This window comes from Streptomyces sp. NPDC056580 (assembly GCF_042793175.1).
In the GTDB taxonomy this organism is placed as follows: Bacteria; Actinomycetota; Actinomycetes; order Streptomycetales; family Streptomycetaceae; genus Streptomyces.
Map to the genome: position 1 here is coordinate 22,276 of NZ_JBHTVE010000033.1, position 14,198 is coordinate 36,473.

Genomic DNA, 14,198 nt, shown 5'->3' on the forward strand with positions numbered 1-14,198 from the left:
CGCCACCGTCACCCTCCGCGATCGCTCCCCAAGATCTGTGCCAGAACCGAGAACAGACAGCAGATGTTCACCACTTCGGGGGGCATCGCTGCCCGGCGCTGTTCGATAGCGGCAGTTTCGGAGAGTGAGTACGGACGCCCCTGTCAGCCGGCTAGAAGAGGCCGGTGCGCATGTACTGGGTGAGGTTCTTGAGGATCTCGCGCAGCCATCGGCTGCGGACGGCTGGCAACCGGACCAGGGTGTGCTCGAAGGTCCCCGGGTCGGCCCGGAACAGGTGATGGGGACGCGGCGTGGGCGGGTCGTCGCGGAGAACGCCGTCGGGCATGGTGCCCGAGGCGGGGAACGGTAGGTGTGGCTCGGGGAAGGCCAGCCACATCCACACCCCGAACGGCAGCGGAACCGGGTATCCCGAGGTGGCCGGGCCGGTCGGGCTCCACGGCTCCCCTGTCTGCGGGTGGGTCGGCAGGAGGAGTATGTCGGCGTCCGCATCCGGGGCGGACAGTCCCGGTCCGGCAAGGAAGGCGCGCCGCGCTGGCGGGCCCGCAGGCAGGAGGGCATCAAGGGCGCGTTGGAACACTTGCGCGGTCAGGCCGGGGGGACCATTACCGGCCGACCATCCGAGGCTGCCAGCAGGTGAGCGAGCGCCCGGCCGGCTGCCGCCTCCCACTGCGGGTTCCATGACCACCAGTGGTCCAGCCCGATCAGCGAACCCCATCTGGTGATCGGCGCAACTGGGGGCGTGCCCTTTCCCTCCACCAGCAGTTCCGCCCAGGAGAGCGTCGCAATGTCGGCGTTGTCCACGGGAACGCGGCGAACGGCGTCTGGCACGAACCAGACCGCCTGCCAGAGCGAGCAGTCGTCGATCCGGTTCGCCACAAGCAGACCGCATACCTCGCAGGCCATGTTGGGGCCGTCACCCCAGTCGAGGCCGCAGCAGTAGCCGCCGGCTTTCTCAGGGAGGAGCACGGTGCCACGAGTATCTCCAGGGGCGACGACGATCGTGCCGGGCGCGCCCTCAGACAAGGCGTAGACCGGCGCGTAGATGCCGCGGATTGCCGCCTCGTCCGGATCGACCTCCTCCCATCGCCGCCACGGCGGCCCCGAGGGCTCCGGATCCACGGCGAACGTGCCCGACTCCATGAGCACCGGGAGCTGAATGCCGTTGCCGTACTTCTGACGGGCGTGGGCAGGTAGTTCCACCTGGGACAACGGGATGGTCAGCCTGGCGCCGCACTCTGCACACATGAAAGCGAACAAATGTCCCCCGCTAGAAAAACAGAGGGCATCGTCGCAGCTCCGCGGCTGACCGGCCAACGTGTTTCTCATCCGCTGCGAGGCGGAGTACCGCCACGGCGTGAATCGTCATCGTTCGAATCCTCAACGTGCCTGGTGCCTCCCGAAGTGGTGCACATCTGCTGTCTGTTCTCGTGGACAAAGCCAGACTGCCCGCAGCCTCGGTCTTGCTGACGTACGGGATCCGCTGCGACGGCCAAACGGCGACCGCGAGGCAGTACAACGCCGACTGCGCCGCGATCCGGGCGGCGCGTGCGGCCGGCGCGTCGGAGCGCGGCGGCAACGCAAAGGGCCCGCGCCTGGGCACCCGGAGGGTGTGCCACGGCGCGGGCCCTTGGCCGGCGGGCGGGTGTCAGTCGGTCTGCATCGGCACGTCGATGTAGGTACGGCTCACCCAGCCCCAGTGGCCCTTGTGTGCGCCGTAGTAGGGCTTGAGGTAGCCCCAGTTGCCTTTGTAGCAGGCCCAGTGGACGCCCTGGCCCTTGGGGAGCAGGCCGAGGCTGGTGTAGCTGGTGCCGGGGCCGGTGCGGAAGTTGACGGTGGCGGTGACCCGGGTGTCGAGCTTGACCTGGTGGGTGCACGCCTTGGAGCCCGTGGCCGCGCTCGCCGGCGCGGCCGCGGCGAGCGACAGTCCGAGTACCGAGGAGGCTGCCACGGCAGAGGCCACTGCCATGGTCCGGACACGGTGCGGGGGCGTGGTGCGGTGGAGGGCGGACGGAAACGGCACGGCAATTCTCCCCTTGCTCGGCGGCTGTGCAGGGGAGCCTCCATGCGGGCAGCGGCCCGCAACCGGTGCCGGGCCCGGGCGTGCCAGGGCCCGGCATGGCGATCGGGAACGCCGGTCCGCGAGGCGGAACCCTTGCCCACGAGGCGCTGCTCGCCACCTGGCCCGCTCTCACTCCCGGCCAGCAGCTGATGACCGCCCGCAGCCTCACCCCCGCAAGCTCAGCCCGCTCGCCCCGCCCGCCGTCCCCCAACCCGGTGACAGCCTGCCGGGGCTGCCCGCTACCGCCTCGATGCGTGCAGAAGCCACCTCGCTGGCGGGCCTTACTCGGCCTGTGACGCCCTGTTCAGGGTCCGGTCCCGTTACGCGTCGAGCCCTGCGTAGGCCGCTTCCATCTTCCCGGCGATACGGCGCAGAGGGAGCAGAGCGCTGGGCAGCAGGACGTTGACATCCTCCTCAGTCCAACTAACCAGGACTCTTCCCTCCTGCTGGATTTCTCCCGCCAGGGTCGTAACGGTCCCATCAGGAACCCGCCCAGCACGATCCGACGTCCCGCCGCGTCCGGCTCCGTGCTCGCTACCGCGTCGCCGTCGGCACCCTGGTCGTACTCGGGATCGTCCGGGAAGCCGTGCAGTTCGATCAGGCGGATGTCCTCCGCATGCCGGTCGCCCAGCCAGGGGGCACGCCACTGGTCGCGTGCACCGTGCTGCGCCTGGGCAAGGCGCCGCATCTGCTCCGGCACGAGCCGACGCAGCTCCGCCGCGTGGCGCTGGTCGATAGCGCCATCGGAGCAAACCGGATGCCCCTACGGCAGGCGGGTAGCCCATAGTGGACCGACACCACCTGTTCCACCCTTCGATGAATGGACGATGCCCGCGTGACGACCGCGCACACCGAAACCCCCACCGACCGCGTCCCGGGGCGGGCCTGGACGATCCGGCTCACCGGGCACAGCGACCGCTCCGCCACCGTCTCCTGCACCACCGAGGCCTGCCGGATGCCGCCCCGCTCCAAGGACCTGGCCGCGCTGCGCGCGTTCGCCGCGCAGCACGCCGCCGCGCACGCGAAGGCGGCCACCGTCCGCCCCAACGCCTGGTGCCACTGCGGCTCCACCCGGTGCGAGGCACACCCGGACACCAGGACGCACTGCGCCGGCGCCGTGACCCTCATCCTGCGTCACGACCCCACCGTGGGCCGCGTGTGGACCATCGAAGAAGTCTGCGCGGCCTGCGCCCCGCTGATCCCGCACACCACCGTCGTCGCCCGCGCCGCACGCCCACGCCCAACAGTCGAGCAGCCTACCGCTGCGGTGCCGGCTCCCGCCCGGGCGGGTGTCCCCGGAGGCTTCTCCTCACCCGACACGGCACCCGCCGACGGCGCTCCGGCACCCGGCCGCCGCTCGGGCCGGCGCACACAGCGCCCCCAGCGTCGACGCACCGGCCAACGCTGACAGCGGCGGGCCTGGGGGAGAACGTATAGAAGAGCCAGGTTTCCGTGGCTTGCTGGCGGAGGCAGGCGACCGGAAGACAGACGCGGAGCGGGAGAACCGCGGCGCGCCATGCGGCTCAGACTCGCCCGCCGCCCGCGGCGCACGCCCTGACCGCTGCCGCGCGAGCCACGTCTTGCGGGGGCCGCGCCGCCGGTCGCGGATGTGTCCGCCGCCGCACGGTGCCAGCACACAAAGTCTTATAGGCCTGCGCTCGAATCCTGGCTCAGAACAAGGTGTCCGTGCTCTCGGAGTCTTCGGTGGGTGCCGGGGTCGGCGTGCGGGGGTGGCGGGGACGCGGGGGCTTCGGGTCCTTCCCGAACAGTGCCTGGGTCCTGCACTCGTCGGGCACGGCGGGCACCGGCCGACACACGGCCGCGTCGACCAGGTTGAGCGGCGCGGAGTCGTCGAAGTCGGCGCGCTTCATCCGGGTCCAGTCGCGGCCCTCGGGTATGGCGGTCACATGCGGCCTCCTGTCTGCGCTCGGGGCCGGGCGCGGGCGGCGCGCCCGGCGGGACGTGGGTGTCCGGGGCAGCGCCGTGCTGCCCACCTGGTTGCTGATCGTTTTCCCTCCACGGGGACATCTCACCACCCCGAGCGGTCGCGGCCGCCCGCCTGCGGGGAGGCCCGCCCGCCGTCACGGCCGCCGCGCCCGCATCAGCAGCATCCGCCTCACGGGCCGGTGCGGGGGAACGCCGCACCAGAGGCTGCGACTGATGCCTGATGCCGACCGGGGAAGGGGAAGCGGCGTTGAAGCCGCCTGCATGCGCTGTTGGGCTGTCTCACCCAGCGGTATCCCCGTGCCGCTGCCCATCGCCCGCACGGCGTGCGCCCTGACGAGCCCGCCGTGCGGGCGCCCCCCGCGAGACATCTCGACTTCCCATGGCAGAGGCAGGCAGGCGATGGCCCACGCGCAGGTCCGTGACGTCCCCCGCACCACCGACGCGCCGGCCCGCGCACCCCAGCCGTTCCCCCCGCCCGCACCGGCCGCCAGCCCGCAGCCGCCATCCAGCCCGCCGACCTTCCTCGACGTGCTGCACCACCGCTATTGCCGCCGCCTGCTGATCGCTTCGGTGACCGGACGCCTGTCGCTGGGCATGGTGCCCGTCGCCCTGAATTGCCCAGCGCGTCCGGGACCTCCTCCCGCGCTGATGCCGCGCTAGGGAGACGGTGACAGGCTCGCCGGCGCCTGGCAGCAGCTCGCCGCCGACCACCGGGCCTTCCTGAACGCCTACGCCGCCGACTGCCCCGAGGCCGAGGCCTCCACCGGGGCCCGGGACGCGTGCGCCGCTCGACCAGCTCCCCCCAACGCCAGGCCCTGGACGAGGTCAGCGCCGCAGTCGGTATTCGCCGTGCCGCGGCCTCCCAGCAGGGATACTGGACGCATGGATACGACGACCCCCGCTTCCCGCGCCGAGCTGCTGCGGGACCGTTACCGCCGTCGGCTGCCCGAGCGCTTGCAGGAGCTCGCCGGTCCCGCTGAGGGCACAGTCGACCTGCCGCTGCACATCGTCTGGTCCGGGCGGGCGAGCTACAGCCTGGACCGCCCGAAGTCCCGCATGACCCTCTACCGGACCGTCCTCGCCGAGGGCCTGCGCGAGGACCTGGCGGTCTTCCTCCACCACCGGCTGCTGACCGAGCAGTGGCCCGTTCTGCGTCGCCTGGTCAGCCCCTACATCCGCGAGGTCTGGGAGGACGCCTTCCCTGAGCTTTCCCGCATCGCTCCGGCCGACACCACGGCCGCGTGAAGCTCACCCCGCTCCACGAGCGTCTTCTCGCCGACATCCTCGACCTCGGCTCACCGTATCCACTGGTTCTCACCGGCGGATACGCCGTACAGGCCCATGGCCTGGTAGAACGCGTCAGCCGCGACCTCGACGTCGCCACTGAGAACCCCGCCCCCATGGACGAGATCGTCGCCTCCCTCACCGTCGGCCTCGCCGAACGAGGCTGGCGGACCGCGCAGGTCCAGACCGACCCGCTCAGCGGCCGGTTCCTGGTCACCGACCCGGACACCGGTGAGGAATGCGAGGTCGACGTCCTCAAGGAGGCGTTCTGGGCTCCGCCCGCCCAGACCCCCTACGGCCCCGTCCTCTCCATCGATGACGTGATCGGTACCAAGGTCCGTGCTCTCGCCGACCGCGGCACCGTCCGCGACCTCATCGACGTCCAGGCAGCCTCCCGCCACCGCTCCACCGCCGACCTCGAGGCACTCGGCCGGCGCCGCACCCATGACGAGTTCAGCCTCGAGGATCTCCGCGACCGGCTCACCGGCGCGGACTGGTACGAGGACGAGGACTACGCCGCGTACGGGCTCGCCACTCAGCAGATCGAGGAGCTGAAGGCGTGGGCGCTGGAATGGGCGAAAGACCTGGGCGCGCGGATCGACAACGAGAACGCTTGACAAGGGCCCGGAGCTCTCTCGGCGCAGCCTGACGACGAGGAGCGCCCGCAGTTGGCAGTGTCAGAACGACCCCGCGTCCAGGCTCGCGTCCGCCGGTGCCCGGTCCTTCGGCGCCTGCGGTGCAGGGCCGATCGGGCCCTGCACCAGGCCGGGTCCCCGCAGCCTGTCACCGCTTGGACGGCAGGACGCTCCCGGCGGCGGGGGCGCTCTCCTCGGCGAGCTGGCCACGGCCCTGTCTTGTGAGGCGTCGAAGGCGTACGAGCTGGGCGGCCTGGTCGCCGCGATCCACGGCGCTGCGCAGGGCGTCACGGGCGGCCAGAATCTCCTTGCGGAGGGTCGTCGGTGCGGATGGTGACGAGTGCGGTGCGGACTGCCGGGTCGAGTCCGGTCCAGAGGTCATCGGCCCGCTCCGTGGCGACCCGCATCGCGTCGGTGTCCATGGCTTCGCGTGCGTCCATGACCGCCTCAGCAGCTTCGCGCAATTCTTCCAGCAGCGGGTCCGGCAGCAGCCTGCGTCCGCCCTACGCGGCGAGCCTTGCCAGGGCGGAGGCACTCCGGGCCTGTGCGCACAGCTCCAGGGTGTCGCGTCCCGAGTCCAGAAGTCCGTCCAGGGAGCGACCCACGGCCTCCCCCTTGCCGAGTGCCTTCAAGTCCGCCATGACCTCGGTGAGGGCGTCGCGCTCGGCGGGGGTGACTTCCTGGTCCAGGGGTGCAGGAAGTCGATGTAGCGGCGTGGAGTTCGGCCGGGGTCGTGCCGGAGTTCGTGCGCGCGTTGATCTCCACGCCGCTCCGCATCCCCTCGTCAGTTGTCTGCCTGCACCAGGTGGTGGCAGCCGCAGGGTTTCCGTCGCCCCCTCGCAGACGACCCAGGCGGCGCCATCTCCGGACGCCAGCCCCTGTAGCAGGCGCACCCGGCATGAGCGTCCCCATGGCCAACCCCTCTGCGCGCGAACCCGGGCTGCCCCTTGCGTCCAGGCCGTGCAGCTGGAGGCAGGCAAGATATCCGCTTCGTCCTCCTGAGGGGAAAGGATCACCGACGGTCGAAGGCCAGGGGCGCCGACGGCTGGTGAAGGCCAGGCCGACGAACCCGGTTCACGCATGCCATCTTGCGGTGCCGGGACACGGCACTATCAACGCGACTCCGTAGGTCGTCCAGGTGTATCGCCTGCGAATGGTTGCCGCCATGTCAGCTCGCGTCCGCGAGCCCGCTGTCTACCGGGTCCACGTCGAGCCCGATTATGACGACCACCGGATGCGGTGCCGCACTCTAAACGGTGGTTGACGCCCCGTCGGCCGAGGGCGGCCCGGGCGGTCGGCAGGCCCGGTTGAATGCTTGCCTTAGGAACCGTTCTTGACCTCGGACAGGGATGGCACCTTGTTCTTGACCTCGGCGCCGGCGTCCTTCCCGGTGTCCTTCACCTTGTTGATGACGTCGTTGAAGTTGTCGGCCGGGGAGCCGTCGCCCTTGCGGAGCTTGGCGGGCAGGTTCTTCAGCGAGTTGATGCCCGCCGTGATCGGGGCCAGCGCCTGGGAGAGCGTGGGATCACCCTGGGTGTTGTGCACGGCGGCCTTGAGCCGGTTGTACGCGAACGCGCCGGCGAGGCCCGCCTTGATCAGGGTCAGCTTGCGTCCGTGCGCGCCCTTCTTGAACTTGCCCGCCTTGTACGGCTTGTAGATCCACTGGTACGGCTCCCGCCGCGAGGCTCGCGTTCGCCACGAACCTGGTCTTGGCGAACCTCTGCTTCTCGGCGGAGGTGCTGGGGCTGGGGCGGGACCTCGATGCGGTGGTGTAGCCCGCCATCGGCTGGATGCCCGGCTATCCGCCCGCCTGGTCCGTCGGCGCAGCCCGGGCAGACATCTGCACCGCGGTCGCTTGGGGTGTGGTGCGGCAGCAGGGCGTGTGCCCGTCTCACCCGCGCGAGTGGCTCCGCTTCAGTCCGCGACGCGCGGGCCGTTGTCGCCCTTCGTGCCCTCGAACACGATTGCGGGAGCTGTTGCGATCATGTACGCATGAACCATCTCGGCGACGCGAACCTGCACACCTGGACGCTGCGCGTTACGGCGCTCCTAGCGGCCGATATCCAAGATCAACTTGCCTGGCTGGGCGAGCGTGAGCTGGAGACGAAGGACATCGTGGAAGAGGTGAAGCTCATGTGTCGCGTGTCCGAAGGGCTCGCGGAGCGCGGAGCCTTCGAGCCTGAGGACCAGCGTCATCTTCGGGCCATCGACCGTCGCATCGGCGAGATCGATGCCACCCACCGCGTCGGCCTCTGGGGCAACGCTCTGACCACAGATTCGGCATGGGATGACGTTCGTTCTCTCGCTCGCCAGTTTCTCCTCACAAGGCTGGGTGACTGGCATCAGCCACTGCCACGCCTCGTGCGCCCGCCCGTGGGCGACCACTGAGCCGTCCGGGCTCCCTGGACGGTGAGCCGCTCCAGGTCGTCCCCGCGGACGGCGGATGGTGAGCGGGGCGGGGGCCGCGCTACGAGCCGCGCGCACGTCTTGTACGGAATGCGTGTGTCCGTACACGCGGCCTTGCTACCGGGTCTATTCGCAGTGCACCGGGCTTCAGCCCGGTGGTGAAGCGAATCTTTAGCCTGCTCTGACCTCAGCTATGGGCACGGATCCGCACTGGTCACCTCGGCCGTCAGAGCGGCCGGTTCTGCTGCTCCACGTACTGCTTCATGATGCTGAGCGGCGCACCGCCGGCCGACCCGGCGAAGTACGAGCCGGACCATGGGCGTTGCGCCTGCCAGTACGTACCATGATCTGTGTGCAGCTTCGGTACAGCTTCCGTCTGTACCCGAACACCGCTCAGCGCACGGCGTTGGCGAAGGCGTTCGGGTGTGCGCGGGTGGTCTACAACGACGCTCTCAGGGCTCGGGAGACCGCCCGCAGCCAGGGGCTGCCGTTCCCGAAGACCGGGGCTCTGTCGAAGCAGCTCATCACTCAGGCGAAGAACACCCCGGAACGCATCTGGCTCGGCGAGGTGTCGGCGGTAGTCCTGCAGCAGTCCCTGAGGGACCTGGATGCGGCGTACCGGAACTTCTTCGACGCGCTGAAGGGCAAGCGCCCGCGTATGGGCGCGCCCCGGTACAAGTCCCGCAAGGACGCCCGGCAGGCCGTCCGGTTCACCGCGAACGCCCGCTGGTCGATCACGGCAGGCGGGAAGCTGCGCCTGCCGAAGATCGGCGATCTCAAGGTGAAGTGGTCGCGGACGCTGCCCTCGACGCCGTCCACGGTGAGCGTGGTCAAGGACTCGGCGGGCCGGTACTTCGCGAGCTTCGTCGTCGAGACCGGCACATCAGAGGTGCTGCCAAAGGCGACGCCCGAACTGGGCATCGACCTGGGGCTCGGGCACTTCGCGGTCCTCTCGGACGGCCGGAAGGTCGACAGCCCACGCTTCCTGCGCCGGGCCGAGAAACGCTTGAAGAAGGCGCAGCGGGCCCTGTCCCGCAAGGAGAAAGGCAGCCAGAACAGGGACAAGGCCAGGATCCGTGTCGCACGGGCGCATGCCCGGGTCGCGGACGCGCGCCGGGAGTTCCACCACCGGCTCTCCACCAAGCTGATCCGCGAGAACCAAGCGGTCGCGGTGGAGGACCTGGCGGTGAAAGGGCTCGCCCGCACGCGTCTGGCCAAGTCCGTCCACGACGCCGGATGGTCGGCGTTCGTGACCATGCTGGAGTACAAGGCCGCCCGGTACGGGCGCATCTTCGTGCGCATCGGCCGGTTCGAGCCCACCTCGCAGGTGTGCTCGCGGTGCGGCGTCAAGGACGGCCCCAAGCCTCTACACGTGCGCGTGTGGACGTGTGGTGCATGCGGGGCCGTCCTGGACAGAGATATCAACGCGGCGGTCAACGTCGCCAAGGCGGCCGGACTGGTCGTGTCAGCCCGTGGAGCGCAGGTAAGACGGGGACCCGTCCCCGCACAGCGCGGCGAAGCGGGAACCCGCCCGGAGCGGCACCCGACAACGGTGCGGCAGACGGGAATCGCCCTCCTTTAGGTGGGCGAGGATGTCAACTGCGCCGATCTCCTCCCATCCGGTGCCTCCGGGGCTCGGGTGTGCTGGTGTGCGGGGTGACGGTGACGTCGACGTCTGCGGTGTGGATGCCGGTGTGCACGGTGGCGATGCCGTTCTACACCGCACCCGCAACGGACTGCTCGAGCGGGGCCGGCGGGGCCGTTCTCGTCGTTGATCTGGAACTGGTGGTACTGCACGGGCACGAGCCCGACCCCGTCCTCGGTCGGATCGCTCATGGCGTGTGCTCCCGAGGTCGGCGGCTGGTGATGTGCTGCGGGGGATCGAACGGGCGTGTCAGGGTGCGGTCAGCGGATCCTGCCACAGTGGGTCTCGTGAACGGCAACCGGTCAGCACCGGTAGCCGAGATCTGGGAGAGGTGCCCGGAGTGGTTGATCGGGGACCAACGAGCTCGCCTCACGGTCGGACCCCTTTTCGGGGTCCACGCAGGTTCGAATCCTGCCCTCTCCGCCGGAACGCCTCCCGGGGCCGTGGGAGCGGCCAGGGCGGCCCATCAGCGCTCGAGTCAGCGGCGCCCGCCTGTGTCTGTTACTCACTTTCGGGTGAATGCGGTCACGGAGGCGGGGCGGCGGGCACCGGCGGATAGTTGCCTCAGGCCCGTAATCTCGCGGCAGCCGCGTCTGAACACCTGTCAAAACGGTGTGCTCCGCCCATAGGTGGTCGTTACATGCGAGTGTTACAGGGGTCCGGCGGATTCGTCATCGCATGCGCATTTCCCCCCGATTATGGTGATCGGGGCTGCAGGGTGTGGGTGTGCGGCCGACCGGCTGCGCACCAGCACCATCACCCCGTGGGCCTGCAGTTTCGTCGTGTCGTGGCCGGCTCGGGGTGTGCACACGAAGGGGAGTCCCTGTGTCCGTTTCTTCCTCTGTCCGTATGACCGCCGCCGCCGCCGTGGTGGCCGCCGCCGTGGGTGCGGTGGCGCTGCCGGCTGCGGCCGCCGACCATCACTACCCGGGCCGCGTGCACTCCGTGGTGTACATCTCGAGCGTGCGGTACGACTCCCCGGGCCGTGACGACCGCTCCAACTGGTCTCTGAACCAGGAGTGGGTAGACATCACCAACTCCACCCGCCGCGCGGTGAACCTGGACGGCTGGACCCTCAGGGACGAGGACGGCCACACCTACACCTTCCGGCACGTCCGTTTGGACCGCCGCTCCACCGTCCGCGTCCACACCGGTGTCGGCCGCGACTCCCGCACCGACCTCTTCCAGGACCGGCGGGCGTATGTATGGAACAACGACCACGACACCGCGACCCTGCGCAACGACCGTGACCGTTTCGTCGACGACGTCGCCTGGGGCCGCCACCGCGGACACCGCCGCTGACCCCCTACCGGCAGCGGGGTAACTGACGCCGGCCCATGAGGGCCGGCATCCCACGGGATGGAGGCTGCCCTGCGGGGAATTGGGTGGTGTCACCTCGGCCGAGGGGCTGGGTAATGCTCGGCCAGCACACCCCGGTGACCACCTGAATGCCTACGTTCAGCGGCGGCGTTACCCGGGCGGCCCGTATGCTGCGCCAGTCCGGGAACCCCGCCGCTGAAGGGAAACCGCCCCATCGTGTTTCAGCAGACCCCCGTCTACGACCGCCTCGTCGCCGAACGCGGCGACGTCCCCGTACAGGTCCGCGGGGTAGCCGACCGGATCCACCGCGACCTGGCCCCGGTCCTGCGCCAGGCGTCCACTTCCCAGCCGAGCGCGCCGCAGAGCGTCTTCGTCTCGAAGGTCCCTCCCGCCGCCCTGTAAGAGCTGGTGCGCCGGGAGCTCTTCGTGGCCGTGGAGGTGTGGCGGCACAGCCGGTAGATCCGAACCGTAAGGCCGGTCAGGAGGGGATGCATGTCGCGCCGTCGGCGGTCGGTCAGGTTTCTCGCGTGTACCCGTGCGGCCGGACGCCGCGTCAGGGGATACCTAGGCCATCAATGCGACCGCCATGGCGATCAGCCCGACCACCATCAGCGCCACCACCAGCATGATCAGTGCGAGCGGCACCGGTCCCCACCCCACGCGCAGCTCAGGCTCCGGATAGGAGATGGCAGAGGTGGCACTCGCCTCAGCGGGAGGGGTTTCACCAGGAGGTACTCCACGAGCCGGGGCGGGTTGCGTGGTTCGTCGCGGCTCGGCATGAAGCGGCATGTGCTCGTTCCTCTCCGCGTTCTTTCGGGCCTGAGCCCGGTTGGTCCGGGGCGTCGACCGTGAGGTGAGGCGGTGGGCGCGTGTGTACAGTTGGTCGAGCCGTGCCTCCAGGATCCGCACGATCGTCCTCCGCTCGACGTGCTCCCTGGCGCCCGGAGAGCCGTTCTGCCGCTCCAGCCTCCCCGTCAAGACATTTCGGTGTATCACCGGTGCCACCTCCCCAGCGCGGGGGTTCAGGTATAGATCGATTCGGCGGCTCCGGCCGCCGCCGGAGACAGGAAGCAACGAGGGGAATGTGCGGGCGAGCTGGCCCGGGCCGCCTTCGAGCACCACCTACCCCGAACCGGATAAAGCACGCATAGTAGGCGCGGTGCGTTCCGTAGGCCTGCGTGGCGATCGACGACCACGAGCTGCGTGGCTCAGCCCGGGGCCGCGCTGTGCGCGTCCGTTCGGTGCCGTGGCGTGACGGGCGAGGAGGCGGAGGGAAGGCCGGTGCCTCCACGGCTGCGTCCTACTGCTTCGCCTCGTCGGCTCGGCGGGCTGTACTTGAGCGACAATTCTCTCGCGAAGACCCTCCGCACACTTTCGTAATTCGGAAAACCGGCAAGGGACGCCGTCCGCGTGGCGGTATGCCCTTGGTCGAGCAGTGCTTTCGCCATGTCGAACCGGATCGACTCCACGTGCCGGGCCGGTGTGGTCGACAGCTCTTCGCGAAAGAGCCGCGTGAGATGCCGAGCGCTCACATTGAGGTGCTTGGCGAGTTCGCCGGGCGAGTGGTTTCCCCGGGATCAGCCGTGACCAAGTCGGTGATCTTGCGGAGGGCCGGAGACCGGGGCGGCGGTCCTTGCAGTGGGGCCGAGAACTGTGACTGGCCGCCCGAACGCTGCAGATAGACCACCAGGGAGCGGGCGATGTCGTGGGTCAGGTCAGGGGCGTGATCCTCCTCGACGAGTGCCAGAGCCAGGTCGATGCCGGCGCTCACGCCCGCCGAGGTATAGGTGGTGCCATCGCGGACGTAGATCGCGTCGGGTTCGATACGGCTGGCCCGGCAGCGGGCGGCGAGTTCGTGCGCGACCTTCCAGTGCGTGGTCGCGCGCCTGCCGTCCAGGAGGCCGGCGGCGCCGAGGATGAACGCTCCGGTGCAGATGGACGCGACCCGGTCGGCCCGGCCCGCCAGCGTGCGCGTGGCCTCGACCAGGTCACGGAGGACTGGCGTGCGTGGGTACATGTCCGCGCCGGCCACCAGGAACGTCTCAGGAGCGGGCTCGGTGGCGGCGGCGTCGACCGCGATCCGGATCCCGATGGACGAGGTGACATCGGCACCGGTCGGCGACACCAGCGCGCAGCATCGGCGCTCTGTGCCGTTCGCGACGGGTGGCCGCCCTCGGCCGGGACACGGCTGCGGGGCGCCTCGGCGTCACCGGGCAGCGGCACGGGCCGGCGCGCGACCAGGCGTCCGCCCCAGCGGCGGCCGCAGTGCTCACACGGTGGTGCGCCGGGCAGGGTGTAGGGGAGGGTACGGCGGTGTTGTCGCGGTAGAAGACCTCCCATTCGGCGTCGAAAGCGTCTCGGTGGCGCTGTACGTCGTAGTCGACGCTCCAGCTATGCCAGCATGAGCCGCAGTTCGATAGCGAGTTCGGTGATCACTACACTGCAACTCCCATCCGGGAGCGACGTCGCTGCTGCGCAGCAGCCGCCCCAGCGGCCCTTCTGGGCATACCAGGCGCGACTGACCCTGCATTGCGATGTAGGTGTCGGTAGTGGTGAGGTCCGTACGAGCAGCGAAGTGATCTCGGTACTGCCCGACGCCCTGGGCGCCCCGCTCCCGAAGCTGCACTCTGCCCCTTCCGGGTGGAGCAAGCCCGGCCGGAAGCCTGATTTTCCGGCTCTCCGCGTGACGCCACCCACGAGAGGCAGGTCACGTCCTAAGCGGGATCGTAGGGCCGCAGAGCGGTCTGACGCACAGGAAAGCCACGGAATGACCGAATTGCGCAGTTTCTACGCTCTTGGGTAGTAGATCACATTCTTGCTTCCTGTTTTCGCGGTCGCTAACCATGTCTCTCGTCGCCGCAAGCAGCGGGTCGGGCCGGGCGGGACCGCCGGGGCCGTCCTT

General features: G+C 69.8%; 12 protein-coding genes and 4 pseudogenes. 8 read left to right on the top strand and 8 right to left on the bottom strand.

Features of this window, described 5'->3' with window-relative positions:
* Positions 1 to 151: 151 nt before the first annotated feature.
* Positions 152 to 1,257 (bottom strand): annotated as a pseudogene (locus tag ACFQ9Z_RS38220) (hypothetical protein).
* 388 nt (positions 1,258 to 1,645) lie between these two features.
* On the bottom strand, positions 1,646 to 1,966 hold the full coding sequence (locus ACFQ9Z_RS38225; RefSeq protein WP_383031287.1) for an SH3 domain-containing protein: 321 nt from the start codon (positions 1,964 to 1,966) through the stop codon (positions 1,646 to 1,648).
* A gap of 913 nt (positions 1,967 to 2,879) precedes the next feature.
* Between ACFQ9Z_RS38225 and ACFQ9Z_RS38230 the strand changes: the two genes are divergently transcribed.
* Positions 2,880 to 3,467, top strand: a complete 588-nt coding sequence (locus tag ACFQ9Z_RS38230; protein ID WP_383031290.1) for a hypothetical protein — start codon at positions 2,880 to 2,882, stop codon at positions 3,465 to 3,467.
* Positions 3,468 to 3,729: 262 nt separating this feature from the next.
* On the opposite strand, the gene ACFQ9Z_RS38235 is transcribed toward ACFQ9Z_RS38230, so the two are convergent.
* Positions 3,730 to 3,966 (bottom strand): hypothetical protein, encoded by a 237-nt coding sequence (locus tag ACFQ9Z_RS38235; protein WP_383031293.1) that lies wholly within the window; start codon positions 3,964 to 3,966, stop codon positions 3,730 to 3,732.
* A 922-nt stretch (positions 3,967 to 4,888) separates the two neighbouring features.
* Here ACFQ9Z_RS38235 and ACFQ9Z_RS38240 point away from each other — a divergent pair.
* Both ACFQ9Z_RS38240 and ACFQ9Z_RS38245 read left to right on the top strand, forming a co-directional pair.
* Complete coding sequence (locus ACFQ9Z_RS38240) at positions 4,889 to 5,251, top strand: hypothetical protein (RefSeq protein WP_383031297.1); 363 nt, start codon at positions 4,889 to 4,891, stop codon at positions 5,249 to 5,251.
* A complete protein-coding gene (locus ACFQ9Z_RS38245; protein ID WP_383031300.1) occupies positions 5,248 to 5,907 on the top strand; it encodes a nucleotidyl transferase AbiEii/AbiGii toxin family protein in 660 nt (219 codons plus the stop codon). The genes ACFQ9Z_RS38240 and ACFQ9Z_RS38245 overlap by 4 nt, the downstream gene beginning before the upstream one ends.
* Before the next feature lie 166 nt (positions 5,908 to 6,073).
* Here ACFQ9Z_RS38245 and ACFQ9Z_RS38250 read toward each other — a convergent pair whose 3' ends face one another.
* The 3 genes and pseudogenes from ACFQ9Z_RS38250 to ACFQ9Z_RS38260 all read right to left on the bottom strand — a co-directional run.
* Complete coding sequence (locus ACFQ9Z_RS38250; RefSeq protein ID WP_383031303.1) at positions 6,074 to 6,307, bottom strand: hypothetical protein; 234 nt, start codon at positions 6,305 to 6,307, stop codon at positions 6,074 to 6,076.
* 121 nt (positions 6,308 to 6,428) lie between these two features.
* Positions 6,429 to 6,566 (bottom strand): hypothetical protein, encoded by a 138-nt coding sequence (locus ACFQ9Z_RS38255; protein WP_383031307.1) that lies wholly within the window; start codon positions 6,564 to 6,566, stop codon positions 6,429 to 6,431.
* A gap of 679 nt (positions 6,567 to 7,245) precedes the next feature.
* Positions 7,246 to 7,675: pseudogene (locus ACFQ9Z_RS38260) on the bottom strand (hypothetical protein); the annotation flags it as partial.
* 242 nt (positions 7,676 to 7,917) lie between these two features.
* On the opposite strand from ACFQ9Z_RS38260, the gene ACFQ9Z_RS38265 reads away from it, so the two are divergent.
* The 5 genes and pseudogenes from ACFQ9Z_RS38265 to ACFQ9Z_RS38285 all read left to right on the top strand — a co-directional run bounded on the left by ACFQ9Z_RS38265 (position 7,918) and on the right by ACFQ9Z_RS38285 (position 11,698).
* A complete protein-coding gene (locus ACFQ9Z_RS38265; protein WP_383031310.1) occupies positions 7,918 to 8,313 on the top strand; it encodes a hypothetical protein in 396 nt (131 codons plus the stop codon).
* Positions 8,314 to 8,683: 370 nt separating this feature from the next.
* On the top strand, positions 8,684 to 9,913 hold the full coding sequence (locus ACFQ9Z_RS38270; RefSeq protein WP_383031313.1) for an RNA-guided endonuclease InsQ/TnpB family protein: 1,230 nt from the start codon (positions 8,684 to 8,686) through the stop codon (positions 9,911 to 9,913).
* Positions 9,914 to 10,301: 388 nt separating this feature from the next.
* Positions 10,302 to 10,399 (top strand): annotated as a pseudogene (locus tag ACFQ9Z_RS38275).
* Between the two features lie 426 nt (positions 10,400 to 10,825).
* Entirely contained in the window at positions 10,826 to 11,278 is a 453-nt protein-coding gene (locus ACFQ9Z_RS38280) for a lamin tail domain-containing protein (protein ID WP_383031318.1), read from the top strand.
* Positions 11,279 to 11,512: 234 nt separating this feature from the next.
* Positions 11,513 to 11,698 carry a hypothetical protein gene (locus ACFQ9Z_RS38285; protein ID WP_383031321.1) on the top strand — a complete coding sequence of 62 codons (186 nt, stop codon included), beginning with the start codon at positions 11,513 to 11,515 and terminating at the stop codon, positions 11,696 to 11,698.
* A gap of 162 nt (positions 11,699 to 11,860) precedes the next feature.
* On the opposite strand, the gene ACFQ9Z_RS38290 is transcribed toward ACFQ9Z_RS38285, so the two are convergent.
* On the bottom strand, positions 11,861 to 12,085 hold the full coding sequence (locus ACFQ9Z_RS38290; protein ID WP_383031325.1) for a DUF6480 family protein: 225 nt from the start codon (positions 12,083 to 12,085) through the stop codon (positions 11,861 to 11,863).
* Positions 12,086 to 12,504: 419 nt separating this feature from the next.
* Positions 12,505 to 13,427: pseudogene (locus ACFQ9Z_RS38295) on the bottom strand (GlxA family transcriptional regulator); the annotation flags it as partial.
* Positions 13,428 to 14,198 lie beyond the last annotated feature (771 nt).